This is a genomic window from Streptomyces sp. NPDC096176, assembly GCF_044763255.1.
Lineage (GTDB): Bacteria > Actinomycetota > Actinomycetes > Streptomycetales > Streptomycetaceae > Streptomyces.
Window position 1 is genome coordinate 601911 of record NZ_JBIWFV010000004.1, and the last position, 24276, is coordinate 626186.

Annotated in this window: 21 protein-coding genes and 1 pseudogene; 9 read left to right on the forward strand and 13 right to left on the reverse strand. The window is 70.5% G+C overall.

Features of this window, described 5'->3' with window-relative positions; all coding sequences use genetic code 11:
- Nucleotides 1–128 precede the first annotated feature (128 nt).
- Nucleotides 129–929, forward strand: a complete 801-nt coding sequence (locus ACIQ7Q_RS14435) for an EI24 domain-containing protein (protein ID WP_403860337.1) — start codon at nucleotides 129–131, stop codon at nucleotides 927–929.
- A 45-nt stretch (nucleotides 930–974) separates the two neighbouring features.
- Here ACIQ7Q_RS14435 and ACIQ7Q_RS14440 read toward each other — a convergent pair whose 3' ends face one another.
- The 3 genes and pseudogenes from ACIQ7Q_RS14440 to ACIQ7Q_RS14450 all read right to left on the reverse strand — a co-directional run bounded on the left by ACIQ7Q_RS14440 (nucleotide 975) and on the right by ACIQ7Q_RS14450 (nucleotide 2927).
- On the reverse strand, nucleotides 975–1700 hold the full coding sequence (locus tag ACIQ7Q_RS14440; protein WP_403860340.1) for a carbon-nitrogen hydrolase family protein: 726 nt from the start codon (nucleotides 1698–1700) through the stop codon (nucleotides 975–977).
- A 7-nt stretch (nucleotides 1701–1707) separates the two neighbouring features.
- Nucleotides 1708–1986 (reverse strand): annotated as a pseudogene (locus tag ACIQ7Q_RS14445) (pyroglutamyl peptidase); the annotation flags it as partial.
- 11 nt (nucleotides 1987–1997) lie between these two features.
- Nucleotides 1998–2927: an SGNH/GDSL hydrolase family protein gene (locus ACIQ7Q_RS14450; RefSeq protein WP_403860601.1), complete on the reverse strand. Its 930-nt coding sequence runs from the start codon at nucleotides 2925–2927 to the stop codon at nucleotides 1998–2000.
- Between the two features lie 265 nt (nucleotides 2928–3192).
- On the opposite strand from ACIQ7Q_RS14450, the gene ACIQ7Q_RS14455 reads away from it, so the two are divergent.
- Nucleotides 3193–3687, forward strand: a complete 495-nt coding sequence (locus ACIQ7Q_RS14455) for a DUF3145 domain-containing protein (RefSeq protein WP_403860342.1) — start codon at nucleotides 3193–3195, stop codon at nucleotides 3685–3687.
- A 465-nt stretch (nucleotides 3688–4152) separates the two neighbouring features.
- On the opposite strand, the gene ACIQ7Q_RS14460 is transcribed toward ACIQ7Q_RS14455, so the two are convergent.
- From ACIQ7Q_RS14460 to ACIQ7Q_RS14480, 5 genes are all read right to left on the reverse strand, one after another.
- Complete coding sequence (locus tag ACIQ7Q_RS14460) at nucleotides 4153–5415, reverse strand: beta-ketoacyl-[acyl-carrier-protein] synthase family protein (RefSeq protein WP_403860345.1); 1263 nt, start codon at nucleotides 5413–5415, stop codon at nucleotides 4153–4155.
- A 79-nt stretch (nucleotides 5416–5494) separates the two neighbouring features.
- A complete protein-coding gene (locus ACIQ7Q_RS14465; protein WP_403860348.1) occupies nucleotides 5495–5743 on the reverse strand; it encodes an acyl carrier protein in 249 nt (82 codons plus the stop codon).
- Between the two features lie 65 nt (nucleotides 5744–5808).
- Entirely contained in the window at nucleotides 5809–6840 is a 1032-nt protein-coding gene (locus tag ACIQ7Q_RS14470) for a ketoacyl-ACP synthase III (protein WP_403860351.1), read from the reverse strand.
- Nucleotides 6841–6854: 14 nt separating this feature from the next.
- Complete coding sequence (locus tag ACIQ7Q_RS14475) at nucleotides 6855–7769, reverse strand: ACP S-malonyltransferase (RefSeq protein ID WP_403860354.1); 915 nt, start codon at nucleotides 7767–7769, stop codon at nucleotides 6855–6857.
- 89 nt (nucleotides 7770–7858) lie between these two features.
- The gene (locus ACIQ7Q_RS14480) at nucleotides 7859–9043 is read right to left on the reverse strand and encodes a PucR family transcriptional regulator (RefSeq protein ID WP_403860357.1); all 1185 of its coding nucleotides are present in this window, start codon (nucleotides 9041–9043) and stop codon (nucleotides 7859–7861) included.
- Nucleotides 9044–9135: 92 nt separating this feature from the next.
- Between ACIQ7Q_RS14480 and ACIQ7Q_RS14485 the strand changes: the two genes are divergently transcribed.
- Nucleotides 9136–9792, forward strand: a complete 657-nt coding sequence (locus ACIQ7Q_RS14485; protein WP_403860360.1) for a pirin family protein — start codon at nucleotides 9136–9138, stop codon at nucleotides 9790–9792.
- 18 nt (nucleotides 9793–9810) lie between these two features.
- On the opposite strand, the gene ACIQ7Q_RS14490 is transcribed toward ACIQ7Q_RS14485, so the two are convergent.
- Nucleotides 9811–10164, reverse strand: a complete 354-nt coding sequence (locus ACIQ7Q_RS14490) for a hypothetical protein (RefSeq protein WP_403860363.1) — start codon at nucleotides 10162–10164, stop codon at nucleotides 9811–9813.
- A 659-nt stretch (nucleotides 10165–10823) separates the two neighbouring features.
- Here ACIQ7Q_RS14490 and ACIQ7Q_RS14495 point away from each other — a divergent pair.
- Both ACIQ7Q_RS14495 and ACIQ7Q_RS14500 read left to right on the forward strand, forming a co-directional pair.
- The gene (locus tag ACIQ7Q_RS14495) at nucleotides 10824–15629 is read left to right on the forward strand and encodes a ricin-type beta-trefoil lectin domain protein (protein ID WP_403860365.1); all 4806 of its coding nucleotides are present in this window, start codon (nucleotides 10824–10826) and stop codon (nucleotides 15627–15629) included.
- 13 nt (nucleotides 15630–15642) lie between these two features.
- Nucleotides 15643–16293 carry a hypothetical protein gene (locus ACIQ7Q_RS14500; RefSeq protein ID WP_403860368.1) on the forward strand — a complete coding sequence of 217 codons (651 nt, stop codon included), beginning with the start codon at nucleotides 15643–15645 and terminating at the stop codon, nucleotides 16291–16293.
- Nucleotides 16294–16376: 83 nt separating this feature from the next.
- On the opposite strand, the gene ACIQ7Q_RS14505 is transcribed toward ACIQ7Q_RS14500, so the two are convergent.
- Nucleotides 16377–17234, reverse strand: coding sequence for a dienelactone hydrolase family protein (locus ACIQ7Q_RS14505; RefSeq protein ID WP_403860370.1), 858 nt, complete (start codon nucleotides 17232–17234; stop codon nucleotides 16377–16379).
- Nucleotides 17235–17330: 96 nt separating this feature from the next.
- Between ACIQ7Q_RS14505 and ACIQ7Q_RS14510 the strand changes: the two genes are divergently transcribed.
- Nucleotides 17331–18305 carry a GlxA family transcriptional regulator gene (locus ACIQ7Q_RS14510; protein WP_403860373.1) on the forward strand — a complete coding sequence of 325 codons (975 nt, stop codon included), beginning with the start codon at nucleotides 17331–17333 and terminating at the stop codon, nucleotides 18303–18305.
- Nucleotides 18306–18315: 10 nt separating this feature from the next.
- Here ACIQ7Q_RS14510 and ACIQ7Q_RS14515 read toward each other — a convergent pair whose 3' ends face one another.
- A complete protein-coding gene (locus tag ACIQ7Q_RS14515) occupies nucleotides 18316–18579 on the reverse strand; it encodes a DUF397 domain-containing protein (protein ID WP_403860376.1) in 264 nt (87 codons plus the stop codon).
- Nucleotides 18545–19387, reverse strand: a complete 843-nt coding sequence (locus ACIQ7Q_RS14520) for a helix-turn-helix domain-containing protein (RefSeq protein ID WP_403860379.1) — start codon at nucleotides 19385–19387, stop codon at nucleotides 18545–18547. Before ACIQ7Q_RS14520 ends, ACIQ7Q_RS14515 begins: the two co-directional genes overlap by 35 nt.
- Nucleotides 19388–19470: 83 nt before the next feature.
- Between ACIQ7Q_RS14520 and ACIQ7Q_RS14525 the strand changes: the two genes are divergently transcribed.
- Entirely contained in the window at nucleotides 19471–19887 is a 417-nt protein-coding gene (locus tag ACIQ7Q_RS14525; RefSeq protein WP_403860382.1) for an ATP-binding protein, read from the forward strand.
- Nucleotides 19888–19941: 54 nt separating this feature from the next.
- Here the strand turns inward: ACIQ7Q_RS14525 and ACIQ7Q_RS14530 are convergent, their stop codons facing one another.
- Nucleotides 19942–21129, reverse strand: coding sequence for an Ig-like domain-containing protein (locus ACIQ7Q_RS14530; protein ID WP_403860385.1), 1188 nt, complete (start codon nucleotides 21127–21129; stop codon nucleotides 19942–19944).
- Between the two features lie 187 nt (nucleotides 21130–21316).
- On the opposite strand from ACIQ7Q_RS14530, the gene ACIQ7Q_RS14535 reads away from it, so the two are divergent.
- Together ACIQ7Q_RS14535 and murJ are read left to right on the forward strand one after the other, a co-directional pair.
- A complete protein-coding gene (locus ACIQ7Q_RS14535) occupies nucleotides 21317–22489 on the forward strand; it encodes a lipid II:glycine glycyltransferase FemX (RefSeq protein ID WP_403860388.1) in 1173 nt (390 codons plus the stop codon).
- Between the two features lie 8 nt (nucleotides 22490–22497).
- On the forward strand, nucleotides 22498–24243 hold the full coding sequence (gene murJ / locus ACIQ7Q_RS14540) for a murein biosynthesis integral membrane protein MurJ (RefSeq protein WP_403860391.1): 1746 nt from the start codon (nucleotides 22498–22500) through the stop codon (nucleotides 24241–24243).
- Nucleotides 24244–24276: the final 33 nt, after the last annotated feature.

A 24276-nucleotide genomic window follows, 5' to 3' on the forward strand; every position in this document is an offset into this window, starting at 1 on the left:
GCGAGCCTCCGGGTGTCGGAACGATTCGGCACGATGAATCAGTGCGTGGTGCAGTGCGTGGTGATCAGTAAGCAGGGTCTACCGGTTCCACTGCCGAACAACAAGAGGCGCCCCGATAGGGTGTGCGTATGCGTGATCTTGGGGTGGGCTTCGGCTACTTGATGAAGGGACAGCGCTGGGTCGCCGGGCACGGCCGCTGGTTCGGCTTCGGTCTGCTGCCCGGACTGGTGACCCTGGTGCTGTACACGGCGGCGCTCGGCGGACTCGTCTACGGCGCCGACGACCTGACCGCCTGGGCGACGCCGTTCGCCGACGACTGGTCCTCGCCGTGGCTCGACCTCTTCCGTGGCACGCTGACGGCGCTGCTCTTCGTCTTCGGGCTGTTCCTCGCGGTGATCACGTTCACCGCCGTGACGCTCCTGGTCGGCCAGCCCTTCTACGAGAACCTCTCCGAGCAGGTCGACCGCTCCGAGGGCGGCGAGGTGCCCCATTCGGGACTGCCGCTCTGGCGTGAGCTGTGGATCTCCGCGAGGGACTCGCTGCGGATCGTGCTGCGCGTGGTCTTCTACGGCGTGCTGCTCTTCGCCTGCGGCTTCATCCCGGTCGTCGGCCAGACGGTGGTCCCGGTGGTCGGGTTCTGCGTCTCCGGCTTCTTCCTGGCGGAGGAGCTGACGGCGGTGGCCCTCCAGCGGCGCGGCGTCGAACTGAAGGAGCGGCTGGCGTTGCTGAGAGGCCGTCGGCTGCTTGCTCTCGGCTTCGGCATACCGCTGACGCTGGCCTTCCTCGTCCCGTTCGTCGCGGTCTTCCTGATGCCGGGCGCGGTGGCGGGCGCGACGCTCATGGTTCGCGACCTGGTCCGGCCCGAGGACGGGGAGCCGGCCGCGGAGCCCACCCGGCCGGGACCGCACACCTTCCGCAAGGCGGACTGACGACCTCCCCGCGACAGGGAGCCCACTCCCTGTCGCAGGGAGGTCCTAAGCCTGCACGGCCATGACGTCGGCCACCGCGAGGCCCGGGGCGTCCGGGCCCGCCGTGGTGAGGAGGGCGCCGTCCGGGCCCCAGACCGCGCTGCCGCCCCGGCAGTCGCCGACGCTGCACGGGCCCACCGCGTTGGCGAGCAGCACCGGCAGGCCGTGGTCGGCGGCGCGGACCGGATAGACCTGTCGGAACGAGTCGTTGTCCGCCTCCAGCACCGAACTCGCCACGTACACGTGGCAGCCGTCGGCCTTCGCCCGCTGGGCGACCTCCGGGAACCGGTTGTCGTAGCAGATCGCCACGGCGAACCGGACGCCGTCGAGGACGAAGCGGCCCTCCTCGGTGCCGGCGGTGAAGACGTCCAGTTCCTCGCCGTACAGGTGCGTCTTGTCGTAGCGGGCGAACGGTTCGCCGTCCGGGCCGATCACGAGCGCCGTGATCGTGGGCCGGGGGCCGGCCGTGCGGGCGGCGCAGCCGACCAGTGCGGCTGTCGACGTCGTACGGCACGCCTCCCGCAGCGGCTCCAGACGTGGATCGTCCTCGGCCAGCCACAGGTCGGGCCTTTCGGCGATCAGCCCCAGGTCGTAACCGGTGGCGGCCAGTTCGCAGAAGGAGACCAGGCGGGCGCCCCGCCCGGCCGCCGCGTGCACCAGAGATTGCATGCTCCGGACGTTCGCCTCGATGTCGCCCGGTACGGATGTGAACTGGCCCGCCGCGATTCTCATGCGCCCATCATGCGGGCCCACCGCTGCCGGCCGCCACGGAGATGATCGTCCGCACCTGGGCGATGATGTCCAGCCGGTTGCGTACGAACTCCGGGTCGGTGATCTCCGTGGTGTTCCCCGCGCCGAACTGCAGCACCGGCGTGTGCACATGGCCACCGGGAATGTCCAGGCCGAGGCGGTCGCGCAGCAGCGTGGCACGGTAGGCGATCTCGTTGGAGAGGTAGTCGCCGCCGCCTCCCGCGCGTGCGGTGGAACCGGGTGTCGGCCCGCCCGGCGGGACCCCTGGATCGCGGGGCCCTACTCCCCGGCCCGGGGCGCCTCCGCGGCTGTGACGTGGCCGTATGCGATCTCCGCCAGCCGCTGCTGGCCGTTCCTGCTGGGATGGAACCAGTCCCAGCGGCTCAACTGATCACCGGTGAAGCGGAAGTCGAAGACGGCCCCGCCGTCGTACCGGCAGCGCTCGTCCTTCGCGCACACGTCCTTCAGCACCCCGTTGTACGCGACGACCCGCTGCTGGACCGTGTCCCGGCGCTGCTGCGCCCGTGGGCTCTCGTCCTGCGCGTCGCCGAGCATCGAGGCGCAGATACCCAGCTTCCATATCTGGGCACCCAACGGATCGTCACGACCCGTCGCCCACAAGCGCTTGAGGTCCGGCACGCTGGTGACGTACACCTGCGCCTTGGGGGCGTCCCGCCTGAGCCGGGCCATCGACTTCTCGAACGACGCGCGGAAGTCCTCCACCGGTGTCATCCGGTCCACGGTGTCCGCGCAGGCGTCGTTCGCGCCGACCATGACCGTGACCAGCTCCGGTTTGTGGGCCGCGGCCTGCGCCATCTGTTCCGGCAGGTCCGCCACGTCGGCGCCGGAACGGGCGTAGTTCCAGCTGCGCTGCGCCGCCGACGCGCCGAGCAGCCGCGTGGCCAGGCTGTTCACCGTGGCGTCCGAGCCGGTGGCCCACGAGACTTCCGGACAGTCCGTCAGCACCTGGCAGGCGTCAAAGCCTCGGGTGATCGAGTCGCCGACCGCGGCGAGCGAACGGGGGCTGCGGTCCCACACCGGGGTCGGGGTCGGACTGGGGGAGGGGCGCGAGGACTTCCCCGGGGGGCGCTGACCTGAAGTCCCTGACGCCACGTCACATGCCGCAAGAGCACCCGCCGCCAGGGCGGCGGCGGCAAGCGCGGCGACCGCGGCGGTACGCGCCCGGAACGTCCGATTGCGTCGTCGCAACGTCACTTCCCCCTCCACAATCCCCGCATCCGCCCTCCTGCCGAGTGAAACCTTGGTGCGTACGGGCCCCAGGACCGACAGTACGTCACCCCTCGGCGCGTCTCGCACGGTAACTTTTGCCACGTCGACCCAGAGGGTCCACCTCGCCCACCGGCGCCAGTAAATTACATCACGTCACATGCCGTCCCTTTTGTGGAGACTTGTTCCCGATGCTGTTTACTGAGGCCGCTGGGAAGGCGAACCTCGTCCCACACTGGAGGTCCCGGTGACGACACGTGGCGTTCTGTACGTTCACTCCGCACCGCGCGCGCTCTGCCCGCACGTCGAATGGGCGGTCGCGGGCGTGCTCGGCGTACGGGTCCAGCTGGACTGGATCCGACAGCCCGCGTCGCCGGGCACCTGGAGAGCCGAGTTCTCCTGGCAGGGCGAGGTGGGCACCGCCTCCAAGCTGGCGTCCGCGCTGCGCGGCTGGCATCTGCTGCGCTTCGAAGTGACAGCGGAGCCGTGCGCGACGGCGGAGGGCGAGCGCTACAGCGCCACGCCGGACCTCGGCATCTTCCACGCGGTCACCGGCATGCACGGCGACATCCTGATCCCCGAGGACCGCCTGCGGGCGGCGCTGGCGCGGTCCGCGCAGGGCGAGACGGATCTGGAGGCGGAGATCGCGAAGCTGCTGGGGAAGCCGTGGGACGACGAGCTGGAGCCTTTCCGGTATGCGGGGGAGGGAGCGCCGGTGCGGTGGCTCCACCAGGTGGTGTGACGCCGTCCTATTCGGGGCGCTGCCCCGAACCCCGCGCCTCAATCGCCGGCGGGGCTTGAACTCGCCGGTCTTGTCGGGGTGCTGCCCCGAACCCCGCGCCTCAATCGCCGGCGGGGCTGGATGTGGGCCTCGGAGGCCGGCGACGCGGAGCTTGCCAGCCTTGGCGGGGCGCTGCCCCGAACCCCGCGCCTCAATCGCCGGCGGGGCTGAAGGTGCCACCTGTCAGGCGTGCCGCCGGTCTTGTCGGGGTGCTGCCCCGAACCCCGCGCCTCAATCGCCGGCGGGGCTGAAGGTGCCCCCGTGCCGCAAGCGCCGGCGGGGCTGAAGATGCCCCCGTGCCGCAAGCGCCGACGGGGCTGAGGGTGGCCCCGTGGCTGTGAGTGGTCCGCGGGAGGGGCGGGGTGGGGGAGTAAGCAGAGGCCCGCGCCCCACCAGGGGGCGCGGGCCCAAGCCGCCGTGGAGAATTCAGACCGTGCGGAACGCCAGCACCACGTTGTGGCCGCCGAAGCCGAACGAGTTGTTGATCGCCGCGATCGTGCCCTCCGGCAGACCACGCGGCTCGTCGCGGACGATGTCCGCGTCGACCGTCTCGTCCAGGTCGTCGACGTTGATCGTCGGCGGGGCCGTGCGGTGGTGGAGTGCCAGCACCGTCGCCACCGTCTCGATGCCGCCCGCGCCGCCCAGCAGGTGACCCGTCATCGACTTCGTGGCGGAGACCGCCACGTGGTCGAGCTCGTCCCCGAGGACCGACCGCAGTGCCTTGATCTCGGCGACGTCGCCCTGCGGCGTGGACGTCGCATGTGCGTTGAGGTGGACGACCTCGGACGGCTTGAGGTCCGTGGTCTCCAGCAGGTTCCGCAGCGCCGCCGCGATTCCGCGGCCCGTCGGCTCCGGCTGTGCGATGTGGTGGCTGTCCGCGGACAGGCCCTGGCCCAGGACCTCGCAGTAGACCTTCGCGCCGCGCGCGGCGGCGTGTTCGGCCGACTCCAGGATCACGACGCCGGCGCCCTCGCCGAGGACGAAGCCGTCGCGGGCCGTGTCGTAGGGGCGCGAGGCCTTCGCGGGCTCGTCGTTGTTCTTGGACATCGCCATCATGTTGGCGAAGGCCGCGATCGGCAGCGGGTGGATCGCCGCTTCCGTGCCGCCCGCGACGACCACGTCGGCACGGCCGGTGCGGATCATCTCGACGGCGTAGCCGATCGCTTCGGCGCCGGAAGCGCACGCGGAGACCGGGGTGTGCACGCCCGCCTGGGCGTTCACCTCGAGGCCGACGTTGGCGGAAGGGCCGTTCGGCATCAGCATGGGCACGGTGTGCGGGGACACGCGGCGTACGCCCTTGTCCTTGAGCACGTCGTACTGGTCGAGAAGAGTCGTTACGCCACCGATGCCGGAGGCGATGACCGTGCCCAGGCGCGCCGGGGCGACGGACTCGTCCTCTCCGGCCGGGGCGGTGTAGCCGGCATCGGCCCATGCCTCGCGGGCCGCGATCAGCGCGAACTGCGCGGAGCGGTCCAGCCGGCGGGCCAGCGGGCGCGGCAGAACCTCGCCCGGGTCGACCGCGGCGGTCGCCGCGATCTTCACCGGAAGATCGGCGAAGCGCTCACCCTCGAGCAGCTTCACGCCGGAACGCCCGGCGATCAGACCTTCCCAAGTCGATGCGCTGTCGCCACCCAACGGTGTGGTTGCGCCGATACCGGTGACGACCACGGTGCGATTGGTCGAGTTCACAGGAATTCTTTCTCCACGTGTAGAGGGTGCTGAATTTTCACGGCGCCACCGGAGGGTGGCGACAAACGCGACGTGAGACTCAGTCCTGGTGCTTGGCGATGTAGGACGCGGCGTCGCCGACGGTCTTCAGGTTCTTGACGTCCTCGTCCGGGATCTTGACGTCGAAGCGCTCTTCGGCGGCGACGACGACCTCGACCATGGACAGCGAGTCGACGTCCAGGTCGTCGGTGAAGGACTTGTCCAGCTGGACGTCCTCGACCGGGATACCGGCGATCTCGTTGACGATCTCGGCGAGACCGGCAACGATCTCTTCCTGCGTGGCGGCCATGTTGGCGCTCCTTCGGTGGTTATCAGAGGGTGTGGCAGCAGCCGTCCGGAAGATCCGTACGGTGCCTAGGGGAGGGTAACGACCGTCGCGGCGTAGACGAGACCCGCCCCGAAGCCGATGACGAGCGCGGTGTCGCCGCTCTTCGCCTGTCCGGTCGCCAGGAGCCGCTCCATCGCGAGCGGGATCGAGGCGGCCGATGTGTTGCCGGTGGTCTCCACGTCACGGGCGACCGTGACGTGCTCCGGCAGCTTCAGGGTCTTCACCATCGAGTCGATGATCCGCATATTGGCCTGGTGCGGGATGAAGACGTCCAGGTCGGCCACGCTGATGCCGGCGGCGTCGAGCGCCTGCTGCGCGACCTTCGCCATCTCGAAGACGGCCCAGCGGAACACCGCCTGGCCCTCCTGCGTGATGGCGGGGAACTTGACCTCGCCACGCTCGTTGAGCGGCAGCTTCGAGACGTCGCCGAGGTGGAAGTCGTTCCACGGCACGGTCTGCTTGATGGTCTCGGACTTGTCGCCCTCGGAACCCCAGACCGTGGGGCCGATGTGCGGCTCGTCCGAGGGGCCGACGACGACCGCGCCCGCGCCGTCACCGAACAGGAAGGCCGTGGCGCGGTCTTCGAGGTCGGTCAGGTCGCTCAGCCGCTCGACGCCGATGACAAGCACGTACTCCGCGGAGCCCTCGACGATCATTCCCTTGGCGAGGGTCAGGCCGTAGCCGAAACCCGCGCAGCCGGCGGAGATGTCGAACGCGGCCGGCTTGCCGGCGCCGACCTTGTCTGCGATCTCGGTGGCCACGGCCGGGGTCTGCTTGAAGTGCGAGACGGTGGAGACGATGACGGCGCCGATCTGTTCGGCGGCGATCCCGGCATCGGCGATCGCCTTGCCGGAGGCCTCGACCGACATCGCGGTCACGGTCTCCTCGGGGGAGGCCCAGTGACGGGTGGCGATACCGGAGCGGGAGCGGATCCACTCGTCCGACGAGTCGATCTTCTCGAGGATCACCTCGTTGGGCACGACCCGGGTCGGACGGTAGCCGCCGACACCCAGGATGCGTGCGTACGGGGCGCCCTTGCTGGGCTTGATCTTCGACATGCTCTACGGCTCCTTCAGGCAGTGTGCTCGGCGAGCAGCGTGCGGGCCGCGTCGAGGTCGTCGGGGGTCTTCAGCGCCAGCGTCGCGACGCCCGGCAGGGCACGCTTGGCCAGGCCCGTGAGAGTACCGCCGGGGCAGACCTCGACCAGGGCGGTGACGCCCTGCTTCTTGAAGGTCTCCATGCACAGGTCCCAGCGGACCGGGTTGGCGACCTGACCCACCAGACGGGAGATGACGTCGGCGCCGTCGGCGACGATCTGCCCGTCCTTGTTCGAAACGTACGGGACGGCCGGGGCGGAGACCGAGAGGGCCTTGGCGGCCTCCTCGAGCTTCGCGACCGCGGGCGCCATGTGGTGCGTGTGGAACGCTCCGGCCACCTGCAGCGGCAGCACGCGGCGGACGCCTTCCGGCTTGTCCTCCGCGAGCGCGGCGAGCTGTTCGGCGGTGCCGGCGGCGACGATCTGGCCGGCGCCGTTGACGTTCGCCGGGGTCAGACCGAGCTTCTCGAGGTGCGCGACGACCGTCTCCGCCTCGCCGCCCAGGATGGCCGACATGCCGGTCTCGGTGATCGCGGCCGCCTCGGCCATCGCGAGGCCACGGGCGCGAACGAGTCGCAGCGCGGAGGTGTCGTCGATGACACCGGCGAACGCGGCGGCCGTGATCTCGCCGACGCTGTGGCCGGCGACCGCGCCGGGATTCACCTCGCCGAGGGCGGCCGCGGACAGCAGTCCGGCGGCGACGAGCAGCGGTTGGGCGACCGCGGTGTCGCGGATCTCGTCCGCGTCGGCCTTCGTGCCGTAGTGGGCAAGGTCGAGCCCGATGGCGTCGGACCACTCCGCGATGCGGGCGGCGGCGCCGGGAAGGTCGAGCCAGGGAGTCAGGAAGCCGGGCGTCTGAGCGCCTTGGCCGGGAGCGACGAGTACGAGCACCCTCACACTCTCTCTTGTGGACGGCTTCCCCCGCCCGTGAGGACAGGGACGAAGAACCGTCAGGGGAATTGTCGGTGTTCCACAAAAGTCTAGAGCTGGGCATCTCCGTCGGCCAGACGCCCGAGGATGAGGGCGATTCGCAGTGTGAAGGCGGAGCGTACATCGGAGGGTGACCAGCCGGTGACGTCTGTCACACGTCGGAGCCGGTAGCGCACGGTGTTGGGGTGAACGAACAGCATGCGTGCCGCGCCTTCGAGGCTGCTCGCCTGCTCCAGATAGACACTCAGAGTTTCCAGCAGAGCCGACCCGGCCTCTTCCAGTGGTCTGTAGATCTCCTCCACCAACTGCTCACGCGCCGCAGGGTCGGAGGCGATGGCGCGTTCCGGCAGCAGATCGTCCGCGAGTACCGGCCGCGGCGCGTCCTGCCACGCGGAACACGCCTTGAGCCCCGCCGCGGCGGCCTGCGCGGACCGGGTCGCGGCCAGCAGGTCGGGCACGATCGGGCCGGCGACGACGGGCCCCGCCGCGTAGGGGCCGATGAGGGCCTTGGCGACATGGAGCGGGTTGTCGCTGCCTCCGGCGATGACGACGAGCCGGTCGCCGAGCACTCCGGTCAGCACTTGGAGCTTGGCGTGCCGCGCGGCACGGCGGATGGCCTCGACGGTCAACTCGCTGTCGCCGTCCGGTGCGGTGCCGAGGATCACACACACGTACTCGGGCGAGTTCCAGCCGAGTGCCGCGGCACGGGAGACGGCGCCCTCGTCGGCCTCGCCGGACAGCACCGCGTTCACCACGAGCGACTCGAGCCGGGCGTCCCAGGCGCCGCGGGCCTCGGCGGCCTGGGCGTACACCTGGGCGGTGGCGAAGGCGATCTCCCGTGCGTAGACGAGCAGCGCCTCGCGCAGGACGGACTCGTCGCCGGGAGCGGCGACCTCCTCGATCGCCGTCTCCATGACCTCGATGGTGGTGCGCACCATCTCGACGGTCTGGCGCAAGGTGATGGCCCGGGTCAGCTCCCGCGGGGCCGTGCCGAAGACGTCGGTCGAGATCGCCTGCGGGGTCTCCGGATGCCGGAACCACTCGGTGAACGCCGCGATACCGGCCTGGGCGACCAGTCCGATCCACGACCGGTTCTCCGGTGGCATCGCCCGGTACCAGGGCAGTGACTCGTCCATGCGGGCGATGGCGTTCGCGGCGAGCCGGCCGGCGGACTGCTCGAGGCGGCGCAGGGTCGCGGAGTGCGGGTGGGAGGAGTTCGCTGCAGGTTCGGGCACGGGACAAGAGTGCCTTATCAGGACGCGGGGGCTGAGTGCCGGGTTCTTCTTCATCGCGCCGACACCTGCCGGCTCCCGGCTACGGTGGGGGCGTGATTTCCGTTCGGCGCGCCGGCGAGCGCTACAGCGGCGGCGACCCCGCGGCCGGCATCGAGTCCCTGCACGCCTTCTCCTTCGGGCGCCACTACGATCCGGACAATCTGCGCTTCGGCACGATCCTCGCCTGCAACGAGGAGCGCCTCGCTCCGGGCGCCGGCTTCGACGAGCACCCGCACAGCCACACCGAGATCGTCACCTGGGTCGTCGAGGGCGAACTCACCCACCGCGACTCGGCCGGGCACGCCACCGTCGTCGGCCCCGGCGACGTCCAGCGCCTCAGCTCGGCGGGCGGGGTGCGGCATGTGGAGCGCAACGACGCGGACGTGCCGCTGGTCTTCGTGCAGATGTGGCTCGCCCCGCTGGAGCCGGGCGGGGAGCCGTCGTACGAGATCGTGCGCGGCATAGCCGACTCCACGCCCTACGCCCTGCCCGAGGCGGGCGCGATGCTCCACGTGCGGCGGCTCGCGGCCGACGAGCGGACGGCCGTGCCGGACGCGGCGTTCGTGTACGCCCACGTGGTGCGCGGCCAGATACGCCTGGGCGAGGCCGCGTTGGGGCCGGGAGACGCGGCGCGGATCACGGACGCGGACGGCCTGGAGCTGACGGCTGAGGGGACGGCGGAGGTGCTGCTGTGGGAGATGAGCCGGTGAGCGGCTCCGGGCCACGGGTCAGTCCTGCGAGGAGAACAGCAGCGTCCCGACACTCAGAGGGTTCCGGTCGCCGACGTAGTAGACGCACAGGTCGGTGACCGTGATGCCGCTGGTCGTGTCGTCGATCCAGCGGAAGCCGGCGGCTTCGAGGGCGTCGCGGGAGGAGCCGCAGCGGCGCCCCGTGGCGAACGGGCCCAGGGTGCTGATCAGGACCGCGTTGTCGGCCTCGCCGTAGGCGATGCGGTGGTACGTGCCGCCGCCCTGCTTGTATTCGTCACCGCAGGAGACCGGCGGCTCAGGGAAAAGACTGCACAGTTGTTCGGGATCGACTCGGCGTCCCCCGCGCGGGAGTAGCGCCTCTATGTATCGCATCGCGGGGCTGCTGCGTGCCAAGTCTTGGGCACGGGGCGGCATTTCATGCCCCCGTGCCGGTGATGACGCGGGACGGAGCATCGGCCCGGCTACCGATGAGTACGCGACTTCCGGTCAATTTATGACAGAGAACCATCGCTGTCTACACGTCTTCCTTACACATCTCACACATGTAAGGCCCGGTTTGAGCGGGGAGTTCAGGCGTCTCGAGCCGCACGGGAGCACGCAAGGGGTTTTCCCGTTCCGCGGCCCGGATGCCGAAGTCAGTGCTTGCCAGAACCAGTTGGCCCGTGTCTAAGGTGAGCGCCGCGCTCATGGGCGGACCTAGACCACCTGGCCATGACGCGCGCACGTCATTCGGCGGCCGGGGGATCGGTGCCGCTGTGGGGGAGGGATGGTTCGTCATGCCGCGATACCGGCTCGCTGTGAACGCCTGCTCGGCCGCTGCTGCCTGCTGCCCCTGTTCCCGCGCCGGGTCAGAGGGCTGACCCGCGCGTTTCGCCACCGCCTCTCGGGGCGGTCACCCCCGCCTGCCCTCGTTCGCTACGAAGGATGCTCCTTTGCGTCTCAGACCGGGCTTGTTCCCACCCAGATCACGAATCTCCGCAACGCTCACCTCAGCCGTCACGTCCGTCGTCGCCTTGGCCGTCCTCGGTGGCATGGCCGTCCAGCCCGGGTCGCTCGGCCGGAATGCCGAACTGCCCGTGGACCTGGTGGCTGATTCGTACGACGGCTATGACACCAAGGCGGCCGAACGGCTGCGTGAGGACCAGTGCCTGGCCGGCGAAGCCCTGCGCACGGGCGGACCCAGCATGTTCGCCCTTGCACGGGAGGCCCTCGCGCTGCCGCCCGATCAGCTTCACGAGAAGCTCGAACGGGACATCTTCAGCGACAAGACTCCGCTGCATCAGGCCTACAGAGCGGACAGCGACAGCAAGGATCAATGGGTCGACAAGGTCCAGAAGCAGGGGTACGCGTGGTCGAGTGCCACAAGCGGCCTGGAGTCCTACCCCGGCGAACCGCGCGACGCGAACAAGATCTACGACCGGATCGGGCTGCTGTCGTGGCTGTGGCAGTCGTACTCCAGTCCGGAGTTGGGGGTTCTCAACCCGTTCTGGGACCCGTCGCCCACCGCTGACGACAAGACGAAAGCCGCCGCGCTCGCGATCGGCGACCCGCTGTACACCACAGGCGGGACGCCGAAGGAACGGGAGGCGTGGGAACTGTGGAAGAAGAACTCGGGGAAGGTCGAACCCAACCAGTTCTTCGTTCCCAGGGTGTTCGCCGATGACGCCCGGATCTTCCTCGCCTCCGGCGGCTTCCCCCGCACGGCACCGGCCCCGGGCACGCCGGAGTCCCGCATCGCGGTCGAGGACCTGAAGGCCCGCTTCGCGTCGTGTGCGTGGCACGACCCGATCGACCCGAACCGCGTTCTCGGCAAGGAGGTGGCGCAGGCGTCCTCCGAGTGGCAGCAGGAGATCGCCTCGCAGGCCACGCAGCGGCAGCAGATTCTCGCGGCCGGCGCGACTGCCACGAAGGCGCTGCAGGACGGCACCTTCACCCTGGGGCAGATCGTCGGGCAGTCGTGGCTCGCGGACTACCACACCCGCTGGCAGGACTACTGGACCGCGGGCGGTGTGGGCTGGATCGGCGACAGCCATGTGACGATCGAGGTGCCTGGCGCCAGGGGCAGCTGCCTGGACGTTCAGGGCGGCGGCAAGACCAACGGCACGCCGGTCCAGATCTACACCTGCAACGGCGGCGCTGCCCAGCAGTGGACGCTCGAGGGCAGTGAGGACGACCTCCACCTGCGCAACGTCGGTTCGCAGAAGTGCCTGGACGTGGCGGGGAACGCGTCGGCGAGCGGCACGAAGATCCAGATCTCGGACTGCTACGAGTCCAAGGGCCAGTCGTGGCAGGGCGACGTCCGTGCCACCTCGCCTCTGAAGAGCGTGTCCACGGGCAAGTGCCTGGACCTGAGCGCGTTCACCAAGAGCACGGACGCGCGGCTGTGGGACTGCAAGGACGCCAGTGCGCAGAAGTTCCTGATCAAGCCGTCCGGCCACAAGGGCACCGACAGCCTTTCGTACCCGGAGAAGGCGCAGTTCGACCGGGCGAAGAAGAGCATCGCCGACGCCCAGGCGGCGGCGAAGAAGCACCTGGCCGCGCTCAAGACCCAGCTGGAGAACGCCAAGAAGTCGGCCACCACGTCGGACGCCGCCGAACAGGCCGCGTACGGTATCGCGGATGCCGCTGGTGCGCCGCGGGGTCGTGGTCTTCTCGTCGGTCAGCAGAAGGCACAGGTCACCAAGGGTTCCGTGGCCGCGCTGACGGCGATGGTGAAGGCCGGCGAGACCGCCGAGGCCGCCACCCGTGCCGCCGCCGGTGACAGCAAGACCATCGCCCAGCGCGCGCTGGCTCAGGCCGCGCAGGTGAACGCGGAGTTCCGTAAAGAGGCCGCTCACAAGGCGGAGTTGCAGGCGAAGGCGGCGGCGGACGCGGCCAAGCTGCACCGGGACAACGCCAAGAAGGACAAGGAGACGGCCGAGGCCAAGCTCGCGGTCACGCTGAAGGCGGAAGCCGACGCGAAGGCGGCCGCCGCCGACGCGCACGCCAAGCGGCTTGCGGCCGAGGCCGAGGAGAAGACGGCCAAGGCGGAGAAGGACACCGCGGCGGCCAAGCAGGCCGAGGCCAATCAGCACAAGCAGACCGCGCAGGCCGAGGCGGCGAACGCCAAGGACGCCAAGGAGAAGGCCGAAGCGGCCGAGGCGACCGCGGTCGAGAAGAAGAATGGCGCGGTCAAGGCCCGTGACAAGGCCCGCGATCTGCGGGACGACGCGTGGGACGCCGCGCAGAAGGCCGACGCGGCCCGTGCCAAGGCGCACGCGAAGGAGGCGTTCGCCGAGGCTCACGAGTCCGACAGCAACGCCAAGGAGTCCAGGGCGGCAGCGGACGCGGCGAACGCGCACGCGAACGACGCCGAAGCGGCGGCCGGCCGTGCCCGCACCGCGGCGGATGCCGCGACCGAGGCGGCGGCCGAGGCAGATGCCGCGGCGACCCGTGCCGAGGCGGCGGCCAAGCGGGCCCGTTCGAACGCGGACGCCGCCCAGGCGGCCAAGCTGAAGGCCGACGCCGCCGTCAAGACCGCGACGAGCGCTGCGGCCGATGCCATCGACGCCTCCCAGCACGCAGCCTCCGAGGCCAACACAGCTGTCAAGCTCGCGGACGAGGCCGAGAAGGAGGCGAAGGCCGCCAAGTCCCACGCGGACGAGGCGAGCAAGGAGGTCGTCAAGGCGCTGGCCGCGGCGGCGAAAGCGGCGGGCTTCGCTCACGTCACGGCGCAGGCCGCCGTCGACGCCGGGAACGCCGCCGCGCAGGTCGCCAAGCCCGCCAACGACGCGATCCAGCTCGGCTCCCCGTACGTCACTACCGACTCGGCCGCGAGCCTGGTCGTGCTGACCGGGCAGGCGTCGAAGTCGATCGCCGAACAGCAGAAGGCCGTCGCCGACGCCCACGCCACAAACGCACAGGCCGAGGCCGCCGCGGCGAAGAACATCGCCGACCAGGCATCCGGCGACGCCAAGATCGCCTACCAGCACGCGGCCAACGCCGCCGGCCACGCCGCGACCGCCCGCACGTACTCCAAGGAGGCTCTGGGCTACGCCGCCGGCGCCGCCGCAGCCGCCGCCAAGGCATCGGCGTCACTGGCCCGCACGATCGAGTACGACCGCCAGGCCACCGCCGACGCCGCCGCGGCCGACAAGGCCGCAGGCCGTGCCGAGGGCTACGCCAAGGACGCCCGTGACTCCGCCGACCAGGCCGCCCTCGACGCCCAGGCCGCACGCGACGCCGCAACCGCGGCCGAGCAGTCTGCCAAGGAGGCACGCGCAGCCGCCGACCGCGCCGCCACCGCCGCCACCGAGGCCGAGCAGGCCGCCAAGGACGCACTGAAGTACGCGAAGGAGGCGCAGAAGGCAGCGGAGGAAGCGGCACGCAACGCCGCGAACAAGCAGGTCTCCACCGGTGCGGGCACCGGAGTCGGCGGCACGTGGTACGTCGTCGACGAGGACACCATCGAGATCACTGACGCCAAGCAGCATGAACCCTGCGTGATCACCGTCGGTTTCGAAGGCTGCACCACCACGTTCACGGTCACCTTCAGCGCGGTGGTCGACTTCTTCCTCTGCACCAACCCCGACACGACGGCCGGTGCCGACGCCTGCTCGCCGCAAGACACGCTTCTCATCGAGAGCAAGCGCATCCCGGGTCTGAAGAAGGACGTCACCAGGTACTTCTCCAAGCTGGAGCTGATCCAGCAGACCCTCACCTACAAGCTCATCAAGGCGGTCCTGGTCCAGGACTTCGTCGACTGCTGGCACGGCAGCGCCAGCGGCTGCGCCTGGGCCGCGTCCAACTTCATCCCCGGCAAGGCGTTCGGCAAGGTCTTCGAGGGAATCCGCGCCCTGGACGCCGCCATGAAGACCGGCGTCGGTGTCCGTGACGCGTTCAAGGCGCTCAAGGCCCTCGACCTGGACCCCGCGACCCTCGCCATGCTCGAACGCTCGGTGAACGTCTACGAGGACGCGTTCACGGCCTGCACGCGCAACAGCTTCCCCGCCGCGACCCCCGTGCTGATGGCGGACGGTTCACACCGGCCCATCAGCCAGGTGGGCGTGGGTGACCTCGTCCAGGCCGCGGACCCGGCATCCGGCAGGCTGCGGGCCCGGCAGGTCACCGACACCTTCCAGCACGACACCGAGCGGCTGGTCGACCTCACCATCGCCGGCGGCGGCACGCTGACCAGCACCGCGGGTCACAAGTTCTACGTCGTCGGCCGTGGCTGGACGCTCGTCTCCGATCTGAGCGTCGGTGACCGTCTGCGCACCCCGGACGGCTCCGTCCGCGCGCTGACGGCCCTCCGTGACCGCTCGGGCCTGGCTCCACGCACGGTCTACGACCTCACTGTCGACGACCTGCACACGTTCTTCGTGCGCACGAAGGGGCAGCGGCCGGACGACGTACTCGTCCACAACTGCCTGAACCTCACGCTGCACGAGGGCGACCGGGGTGCACACACGATCAGGGACCATGTGACCATCAGCCCGCAGGACGCGGTTCAGAAGGCCATCGACGACCTCGCGAGGAACCCCAGGCACCGTGGTGTGACCGGTGTCTGGACGGACCTCGCAACGGCCCAGGCCTCCGTGGACGCGGCCTTCGCGAAGTGGTACTCCACCCACCGGTCCGAGCTGGAAACGTGGATGAAGAACACTCCCAAGGATTCGGAGAACGCCCTGCACCTCAAGTCGTTCAGAATCCAGCTGGACACCCCGGGTTCGCTGGGAACCCTCTACCCGACCACCGGCGTCGCGCACGCGCGTCCGGCCGGGAACTGGGTCTCCATCACCCTGAAGAGGTCCAAGCACAAGCCTGGGTACATGGTCTACACGTCGCACCCGGAGTGAGAGTGACCTGGTAATGGAGCGCAAGGACGTCTGGATCGATTTCGGCTTCAGCGGCCTCACCAAGTGGTTCGGCAGCCCCTGGGCCGGCGAACACACCCCGCTGGAGATCGTCGTGCTGGCCGCCGACTGGGGCGAGGGTGCTTACGCATCCACCCTCCTCGAGGACGCCGCCGGGCTGTTGGACTCACCGCTGCCCACCAGGGTGATCGACATCCTGTGGTGTGCGGCCGTCGGCATGGAATTCGTCCCGGATGCGCGATGGATGGACGGACGCGACTGGCTCCGCCAGATCGTGGACGTCTGCGAGGAACGCATCCGCCGGGACGAACCGCGATCCGTTGCCCACCCGCAGGCACCCGCGTGGGACCCGGAACTGAAGGACGCCGTCCTCGCCGAGGTGCGAGCTCTCGCACCGGAGTTGGACCGCGCCACCGCCGGTCACCCCTACTACGGGGTTCCGGAAGTGGTCCCGTCGCTGGAACGGGTGGTCACCGAGGTCGACCCCGACCTCGGGTTCAGGCTGTTCCTGCGGGTCCTCAAGGCGTACTTGGTTCCGATCAGCGAGTCGCAGCACCTCCGGTACCGCGAGCTGGGCGAGAGATTCGGGTACAACGAGTCCGTTGTCGATGACGGCACTCTCCAGTTCATGCCGCGTGCGAACTGACCGCTGAGCAGTACCACCGAGGGCGGCATCCGGTCTTCCACGGGTACCGCCCTCGGTCTCGTTTCCTGGGCGCCCACGGCGGCTCAGGACCGGGCCTGATCCTCACAGCGCTCGGCGGGGAGCAGGCGGTCGGTCAGGAAGGAGAGGATCTCGTCCCTGGCCGTCACCGTGGGATGTCCGTCCTCGTCGACGAAGTGGGCGGTGACCACACTGTGTGGTGTGCCGACCATGTCCCGGAAGAACGGCGGCGGGGCGGTGTTCGCTGCACTGCCCGGCAGGACGCGGCCGTCGAAGGCGTCGCCGAGGAGTGCCCGGTAGGCGGCGAAGCGACGGTCGGTGCACCAGCGGTCGTTGTCGAAGCGGTAGGCGAGAACCTTCAGGCCGTCCCGTGTGACGCGCTCGCGGACTGCACGTGCGTCCTCGTCGCCGATCTCGAGCCCGGCGGGGTCGTCCAGCGGCAGCGAAGGGTGACCCAGGACCGGTGCGACGACGGCCGGCTCCAGCGCCATGGTGAGGGCGAAGTTCCCGGTGAAGCACAGGCCGATCGCACCGACTCCCGGGCCACCGCATTGGGCGTGGGCCCTGCGCGCGAGCTCGCGCAGCCACGCTGTGACAGGGCTGGTGCCACCCCCGGCGAACGCGCGGAACTCGGCGCTGACGCAGGCACGGCGGACGACCTTCTCGTTCTCCGCGACGGTGGGGTACGCGCCGTCGGTCCCGAAGAGCGAGGGGATGTGGACGGTGAAGCCGGCGTCCCGCACCCAGCGGGCCAGCCGCAGTACGTCGGGGCTGATGCCGGGCATCTCCGGCATCAGCACGACGGCGGGACCCGAACCCGCCACGTACACCGTCTTCACCACCCCCTCCACGTCCACGAGCCATCGGGAGAAGTCCGCGATCGGGTCGTCGCGGTGTCCGTCGTGTCCATCGCCAGCAGTCATGGCGACAGCGTGGCCCGATGCGCCGGTGCGGGGGATGGGCCGGATCGCCAGGTGTGCGGGTAATCTCGCCACACCCAGCAGAGGGAGGGGGCAGGCGTGAGCGCGCTGCGGGTCGGAGTTCTGGCCTATCCGGGCTGTTTCGCGTCCGAAGTGTTCGGGGTCCCCGACCTGTTGACCATGGCCACGCACGTCGCCGGGCCGGACGGCGCCGGATACGAGGTGTCGGTCCTGTCGCCGCGTCGCAGGGTTGCGGCATCGGGCGGTGCGGCGCTGGCCGTCTCTCCGCTGCGTGAGGTCGACGTCCTCGTCGTGCCGGGGTTCGAGCTCGTGCCGGGCCGCCTCGACCTGGACGCAAGACTTGCCGCACTCGCCCCCGAGGTCGCCGCGATCCGCGCGCACGCGGCCGAGGGCCGCGCCGTCGTCTCGATCTGTGTCGGAGCCTTCCTGCTCGCCGAGGCCGGCCTGCTGGCGGGGCGCCGGGCCACGACGGCATGGCTGTTCGCCGACGAACTGGCCCGGCGCTGCCCGGACACCGACGTCCGGCCCGAGCGCCTCGTCGTCACCGACCGGGGTGTGACGACGACCGCCGCCTTCAGTGCCATGTACGACTTCGCGCTGCAACTGATCCGCCGGCACAGTGGGGCCCGCGTGGCGCGGACCACCGCGCGGGTGGCGCTCGTCGACGACGCGCGGTCGTCCCAGACGCCGTACGTCGACGCGCGGCTACTGCCTCAGCCCGGACATGAGTTCTCCCGCAGGGTCATGCGGTACCTCGACCAGCACCTTGCCACGCCGTACGACCTCGCCGCGCTGGCGGACGCGTTCGACGTCAGCTCGCGCACGCTACTGCGGCGATTCGCGGCCGAGACCGGTCTCAGCCCCCTCGGACACCTGCAGTCGTCGCGCGTCCGCCGCGCCCGCCACCTCCTGGAGACCACGGACCGGACGGTGGCCGCCATCGCCGCGACGGTCGGATACCGGGATCCCGGTACCTTCACCACCCTCTTCGCCCGGCACACCGGCCGGCGACCGAGCGCCTACCGGGCCACGTTCCGGCGCGATGCGCCGTGAGCCCGGGGAGTTACCGGAGGCCGTTCACGAACGACCGCCAGGCGTTTGCGCTGATGGTGATGACCGGGCCGTCGGGGTTCTTGCTGTCCCGGACGGGGACAGCCGCGGTGGGGCAGCCGTCGGCCACCTCGACGCAGTCGCCGCCGTTTGGGCCGCTGTAGGTGGAGGTGCGCCAGGTGGCGCCGCCGGTGACGGTGCACTCGACGCAGTCGCCGCCGCTGGAACCGCTGTAGCTGGACTTACGCCACTGTGCGCTGCTCAGGCTGGTCTCCATAGCGTTCCTCCATCACGCGGGCGATCAGCGCCGCCGAGTCCCTTAAGGAGAGGGCGGCTGCTTGCAAGTGAGCGTAATGGAGGTTGGCTTCTCTGATGGTCTCCGGGTTGGCCGTCATATGGCCGGACATCATGTCCTCCGTGTAGAAGACGTCCGGGTGGTCCTCGAAGCGCAGGATGTTGAACGCCCCCGCAAGCCCGGGGTGTTCGCCGGCAGACAGCGGCAGCACCTGGATGCGCATCCAGCGATGGTTGGTGAACTCCAACAGGCGCACCAGTTGTCTGTACATGACGTCGGCGCCCCCGATGGGGCGCAGCAGCACCGCCTCGTCCAGAACCGCCCAGGCCAGGGGTGGCTGCTCACGCTCCAGGATGCGCTGGCGTTCCATTCGGGCTGCCAGCAGCCCGTCCAAGTCCACGGGCTTGCCAGCTGTCAGCACCGCCCGCGCGTACTCCTCTGTCTGCAACAGCCCGTACACCAACTGCGCCTGGTACGTGGAGATGTACGCCGCCTTCGCCTCCATCTCCGCATACGGCTGGAACCAGTTGGGCAGTTGGCTGCGCAGCACCAGGCCGATCAGGCGGGAGAAGACGCCGTCCGTGCCGAGGGCCGCGTCCACGCGCTCGGAGAAGTCGCGCGTCGGGACCTTCTTCGTCGTCTCGATCTGGCCGATCAGTGAGCCCGTGCAGAAGATGATGTCGCCCAGCTGGCCCTGTCTGAGGCCGCTGGCCTCGCGCTGGCGGCGCAGTTCCCAGCCGTAGTAGTCGAGCGGCGACGCGCTGGGGTCGAGTGACTGGATGTTGGCCACGGCGGCACCTCCGGCCTGCAACGCCTCGCGGCGTTCGGTTCGTTCAGTAGCACAGCGTAGTCAGCGGGTCGCACGCTGGTGGCATGAATCACGTAACTGACCAGCAGTCCGGCTACCGCGCCGAGTTCGCCGTCGGCGAGCATTCGGCTCGGCATCTGCGCCGCATTCTGCGCGCGTACCTCACGAGCTGGGAGCTGCTGGAGGTGGCCGACGCCGCCGAGTTGGCGCTGACCGAGCTGGTCGCGAACGTCGTGCGGCATGTTCCGGGCCGGCGTTGTCAGACGCTGATGCTGCTCCAGGGCGAGGGCGTACGCGTCGAGGTGTCGGACGGTTGTCCGCGACTGCCCCGACCGTCCGTGTGTGGCGAACTGGCCGCCGGCGGACGGGGCTTGCTGCTCGTCGAGGCGGTCAGCGACTCGTGGGGTGTGGAACCGCACCCCGGGGGGCGCGGCAAGACGGTCTGGTTCGAGTGCCTCGCCAAGGGTGAGGGCGGTCGGTGAGCAGGCGGGCGGTGCCTGGTTCGGCGCGCCGCCCGCACCCCGCCGGTGAGGCCGTCAGCGCAGCGCGCTCTTCGTCTTCCACTCGTCCCAGGACAGGTTCCACTCGCCGAAGCCGTTGCCGGGGGCCGGGACGCCCTTGGTGTCCTTGCCGGTGATCTCGAACGGGTCGCCCGGCCGGACCTGGGCGTAGAACCAGGCGGCGTTCGCGTCGCTCATGCCGATGCAGCCGGAGCTCCTGTTGGCCCTGCCCATCCAGTTGTTGTTCCAGGGCGCCGCGTGGGCGTACATGCCCGACCAGGTCAGGCGCATCGAGTAATCGACCATCTTGTCGTAGGCGTCCGCGAGGCCGACCGTCTCGGAGTTCATGTTGATGGTCCCCTCCTTCGACATGAGGACCGTCGTGCCGCGCCACGAGCGCTTGTCGCCGCCGGGGGTGCCGCCGGAGACGGGAATGGTCCGTACGGTGCGGCCGTCGCGGTCCAGGGTGAGTTGCTTGCGGTCGAGGTCGACCTTGACGACCTGGCCCGCGCCGATCGTGAACGTCGTCGCGTAGTCACGGACGAACCAGCCGCCGTCGCCGGAGTCCGTGCCGTTCAGCTCGGCGGTCAGCGTGACCTTCGTGCCGGGCTTCCAGTACTCCTTGGGCCGCCAGTCGATCCGGTCGCGGCCGGACCAGTCCTTGATCCAGCCCCAGGAGCCCTCCGTGGCGACGGACGTGGTGATCTTCAGCTGCTTCTCGACCTCGGCCTTGTCGGCGACCGGGTTGTCGAAGACGAGGGAGATCGGCTGGGCGACGCCGACGGTCGTGCCCGTGCCGGGCCGCCAGTCGACCTTGTTGACCTTGTCGGCCTCGGCGGTGGTGAAGCCGGACTTGGTGGTGCGCTTCGTGCCGGCCTTCGTGGTGGTCGTGGCGGTGACCGTGTACGAGGCGCCGGGTGCCGCCTTGCGTGCGGAGGTCCAACTCGTTCCGTCCGCAGCGACCTTGCCTCCGAGTGTGCGGCCCTTGGCGTCGGCGACGGCGACCGAGGTGAGGGTGCCGCCCGCCGCGGTGACCTTCACCGTCTCACCGGCCTTCACGCCCTTGCCCTTCGGTGTCACGGTCACGGTCGCGGGGCGGTCCTCGGCCGCCCTCGTACCGCCGCCCTTGGCGTCCGCGGCCGGTATGCCGGATCCGGACGAACAGGCGGCGAGCGGCGCCAGTAGCACCGCGACCGCCGCTCTGCGCACACGTATGTGGCTCAACGGATTCCCCCGTCACGAGTAGTGGATGTACCGGCGACTGTAGAGCGGAGGAACCGCAGGTGAGCGGTGCTGCGGCCATGTGACGGCGACTGCAGGGGAACGGTCGTCGTCCGGTCACATTCGCCGCGCGGAGCGGTCACGGACGCCTGTGAACATCCTCGGCATTCCCCAGAGAGAGGCTCACACCGTGTCAGCGCTGCTCGTGACGGCCGCCCGCGGCCAGGAAACCCCGCTGGGGCCCATAACCGCCGCCGCGTACCACGCGTTCCTGGCGTCCCGTACGGGGGCGGACCTCGGTGCGGGCTTTCTTCAGTGCCCGTCCTGGGCGCAGGTCAAGGGGGGCTGGCGCGCCCAGCTCCTCGGGTGGGGGCCGGACCCGGCGTCCGGCAGGCTGTCGGGTGTCGCGCTCGTCCTCCTGCGGCAACTGCCCGGCACGCGGAAGTACTTCGCGTATCTGCCGGAAGGGCCGGTCGCCGACTGGGCGGCCCCGGACGTCGACAGCTGGCTCGATCCGCTGCTGCGGCATCTGCGCGCCGCCGGTGCGTTCGCCGTGCGGATCGGGCCCTCGCCCGCCTACCGCCGCTGGAGCGCTGCCCGGCTCAAGGCGGCGACAGGGCCCGGCCGGCGGCTGGCCGACGTCCTTGCGAGCGAGGTGGACCCCTTGGGCACGGCGGTCGCGGAGCGGCTGCGGGCGCGGGGCTGGTCGCGGTGCGGCGGAGAGGAGGACGGGGACGCGCAACCGCGCCACGTCTTCCGGGTCCCGCTCGCCGGACGCACCACGGACGACCTGTGGGCCGGGCTCAACCAGGAGTGGCGGCGCAACGTCCGCCGTGCGCAGAAGTCCGGGGTCGAGGTCGTCGTCGGCAGCGCGGCCGAGATCCCCGAGTTCTACCGGCTGCTGCGGATCACGGAGGAGCGCGACGGCTTTCGGCTCGGTCGGTCGCTCGCCTACTACGAGCGCCAGTACGTGGCCCTCAACGCGGAGGAGCCGGGCCGGATGCAGCTCTACCTGGCCCGCCACGAGGGCGAGATACTCGCCGCGCACACCATGGTCCGCGTGGGTCGCCGCGTCTGGTACCAGACGGGTGCCTCCGCCGACCACCGTCGCGAGGTCCGCCCGTCCAACCTGCTCCAGTGGCGGATGATGCTCGACGCCCACGCACTCGGCGCAGACGTCTACGACATGCGCGGAGTACCCTCCACCCTCGACCCCGACGACCGGCCGTACGGGCTGCTGCGCTGGAAGCTCGGTACCGGAGGCGAGGTCGTCGAGACCCTGGGGGAATGGGAGAGACCGTTGGACGGCACGGCCAACCACGCGCTGTATCGCGCATTCCAGACATATCTGGCGCGCCGATGAGTGCGCCGATGAGTGCGGGGAGCACAACGACGGCGGCGTCCGGTGCGAAGTCCGGCGAGGCGGCACCGGCCAGGAGCCCGTCCGTGCTGCGGAGCGGCGCGATCATGGCCGCCGGGTCCGTCGTCTCCCGGGCGACCGGGTTCGTGCGGTCCGCCGTCGTCGCCGCCGCACTCGGGCTCGGCCTGACCGCCGACGGATACGCCGTCGGCAACTCCGTACCCACCATCGTCTACATGCTGCTCCTCGGCGGCGCGCTCAACGCCGTCTTCGTGCCCGAGCTCGTCAAAGCAGCCAAGCAGCACGAGGACGGCGGCGCCGCCTACACGGACCGGCTGCTGACCGTCTGCGTCGTCGCGCTGCTGGCGATCACCGCCGCCGCGGTCTGGGCGGCACCGGCGATCGTCGACGCGTACACCGACTACACGGGCGAACAGGCGGCCATGACGGTCGCCTTCGCCCGCTACTGCCTGCCGCAGATCTTCTTCCTCGGCCTGTTCACTCTGCTCGGCCAGGTCCTCAACGCCCGCGGCCGCTTCGGCGCGATGATGTGGACGCCCGTCCTCAACAACGTGGTCGTCATCGCCGTCTTCGGCCTGTATCTCGCAACCGGCGACGGCGGCGCGCTCACCGCCGCCGAGACCGCTCTGCTCGGCTGGGGCACCACCACGGGCATCGCCGTCCAGGCCCTCGCCCTGCTGCCCGCGCTGCGCGCGGCCCGCTTCCGCTTCCGGCCCCGCTTCGACTGGCGCGGCAGCGGGCTCACCAGGCCGCTGCGCTCGGCGGGCTGGCTGGTGCTGCTGGTGCTCACCAACCAGGCCGCCTACTGGGTCACGACCCGGCTGGCCACGGCGGCCGGCCTCAGCGCGCACGCGCAAGGCGTCGACGGCGGCGCCGGGTTCAGCGCGTACAACAACGCCTATCTGCTCTGGGCCGTGCCGCACGGCATCATCACCGTATCGCTGGTGACCGCGCTGATGCCCCGGATGAGCGCGGCGGCGGCCGACGGCGACACGGCCGGGATACGGCGCGACGTGTCGTACGCCCTGCGCAACAGCGCCGCGGCCGTCGTCCCCGCGGCGTGCGTGCTGCTGGCACTCGCGCAGCCCGTGATGGCGCTGGTCTTCCAGTACGGCGAGACGGACGCGAAGGACATCGCCGTCATGGCGAGCACGCTGATGGCGTTCGCACCCGGCCTGATCGCCTTCTCCGGGCAGTACGCCCTCTCCCGCACCTTCTACGCCCTGTCCGACACCCGCACGCCCTTCCTCCTCAACCTGGTGATCGCGGGCCTCAACGCGGGCCTGTCCGTGACCGCCTACCTGGTCCTCCCCGCCCGCTGGGCGGTGACCGGCATCGCCGGGGCGTACTCGCTGGCCCTGTGGGCCGGCTGGGCCGTCACGGCCCTGGTGCTCCACCGCCGCCTCGCGCAGCGCGCGGTGGCGCCGGAGGCCGCCCTGCCGGGCGACCCGGCGACCGGCGCCGGCGCGCACCCGAGCCCCGGCGCGTCCGGCCGCCTGTGGCGTTCCGCCACCGCAGCCGCGCAGGCGCGGCTGCTGCTCGCCGCCGTGCCGGCGACGCTGCTCGGACACCTCGCCGCCCGCTGGACGGCCCCGGCCGGAGCGCCGGCGGCGACCGCGGCGGGGGTGCTCGTGATCGCCGCCGTCTTCGTGCTCCTCGCCCGCCCCCTCCGGCTCGCCGAGGTCGACTCCCTCGTCCGCGGCGCGACCGCCCGCCTCCGCCGTGGCCGGTCCTGACGACGGTCCACCTCCGACCTCCAGGGATACTGC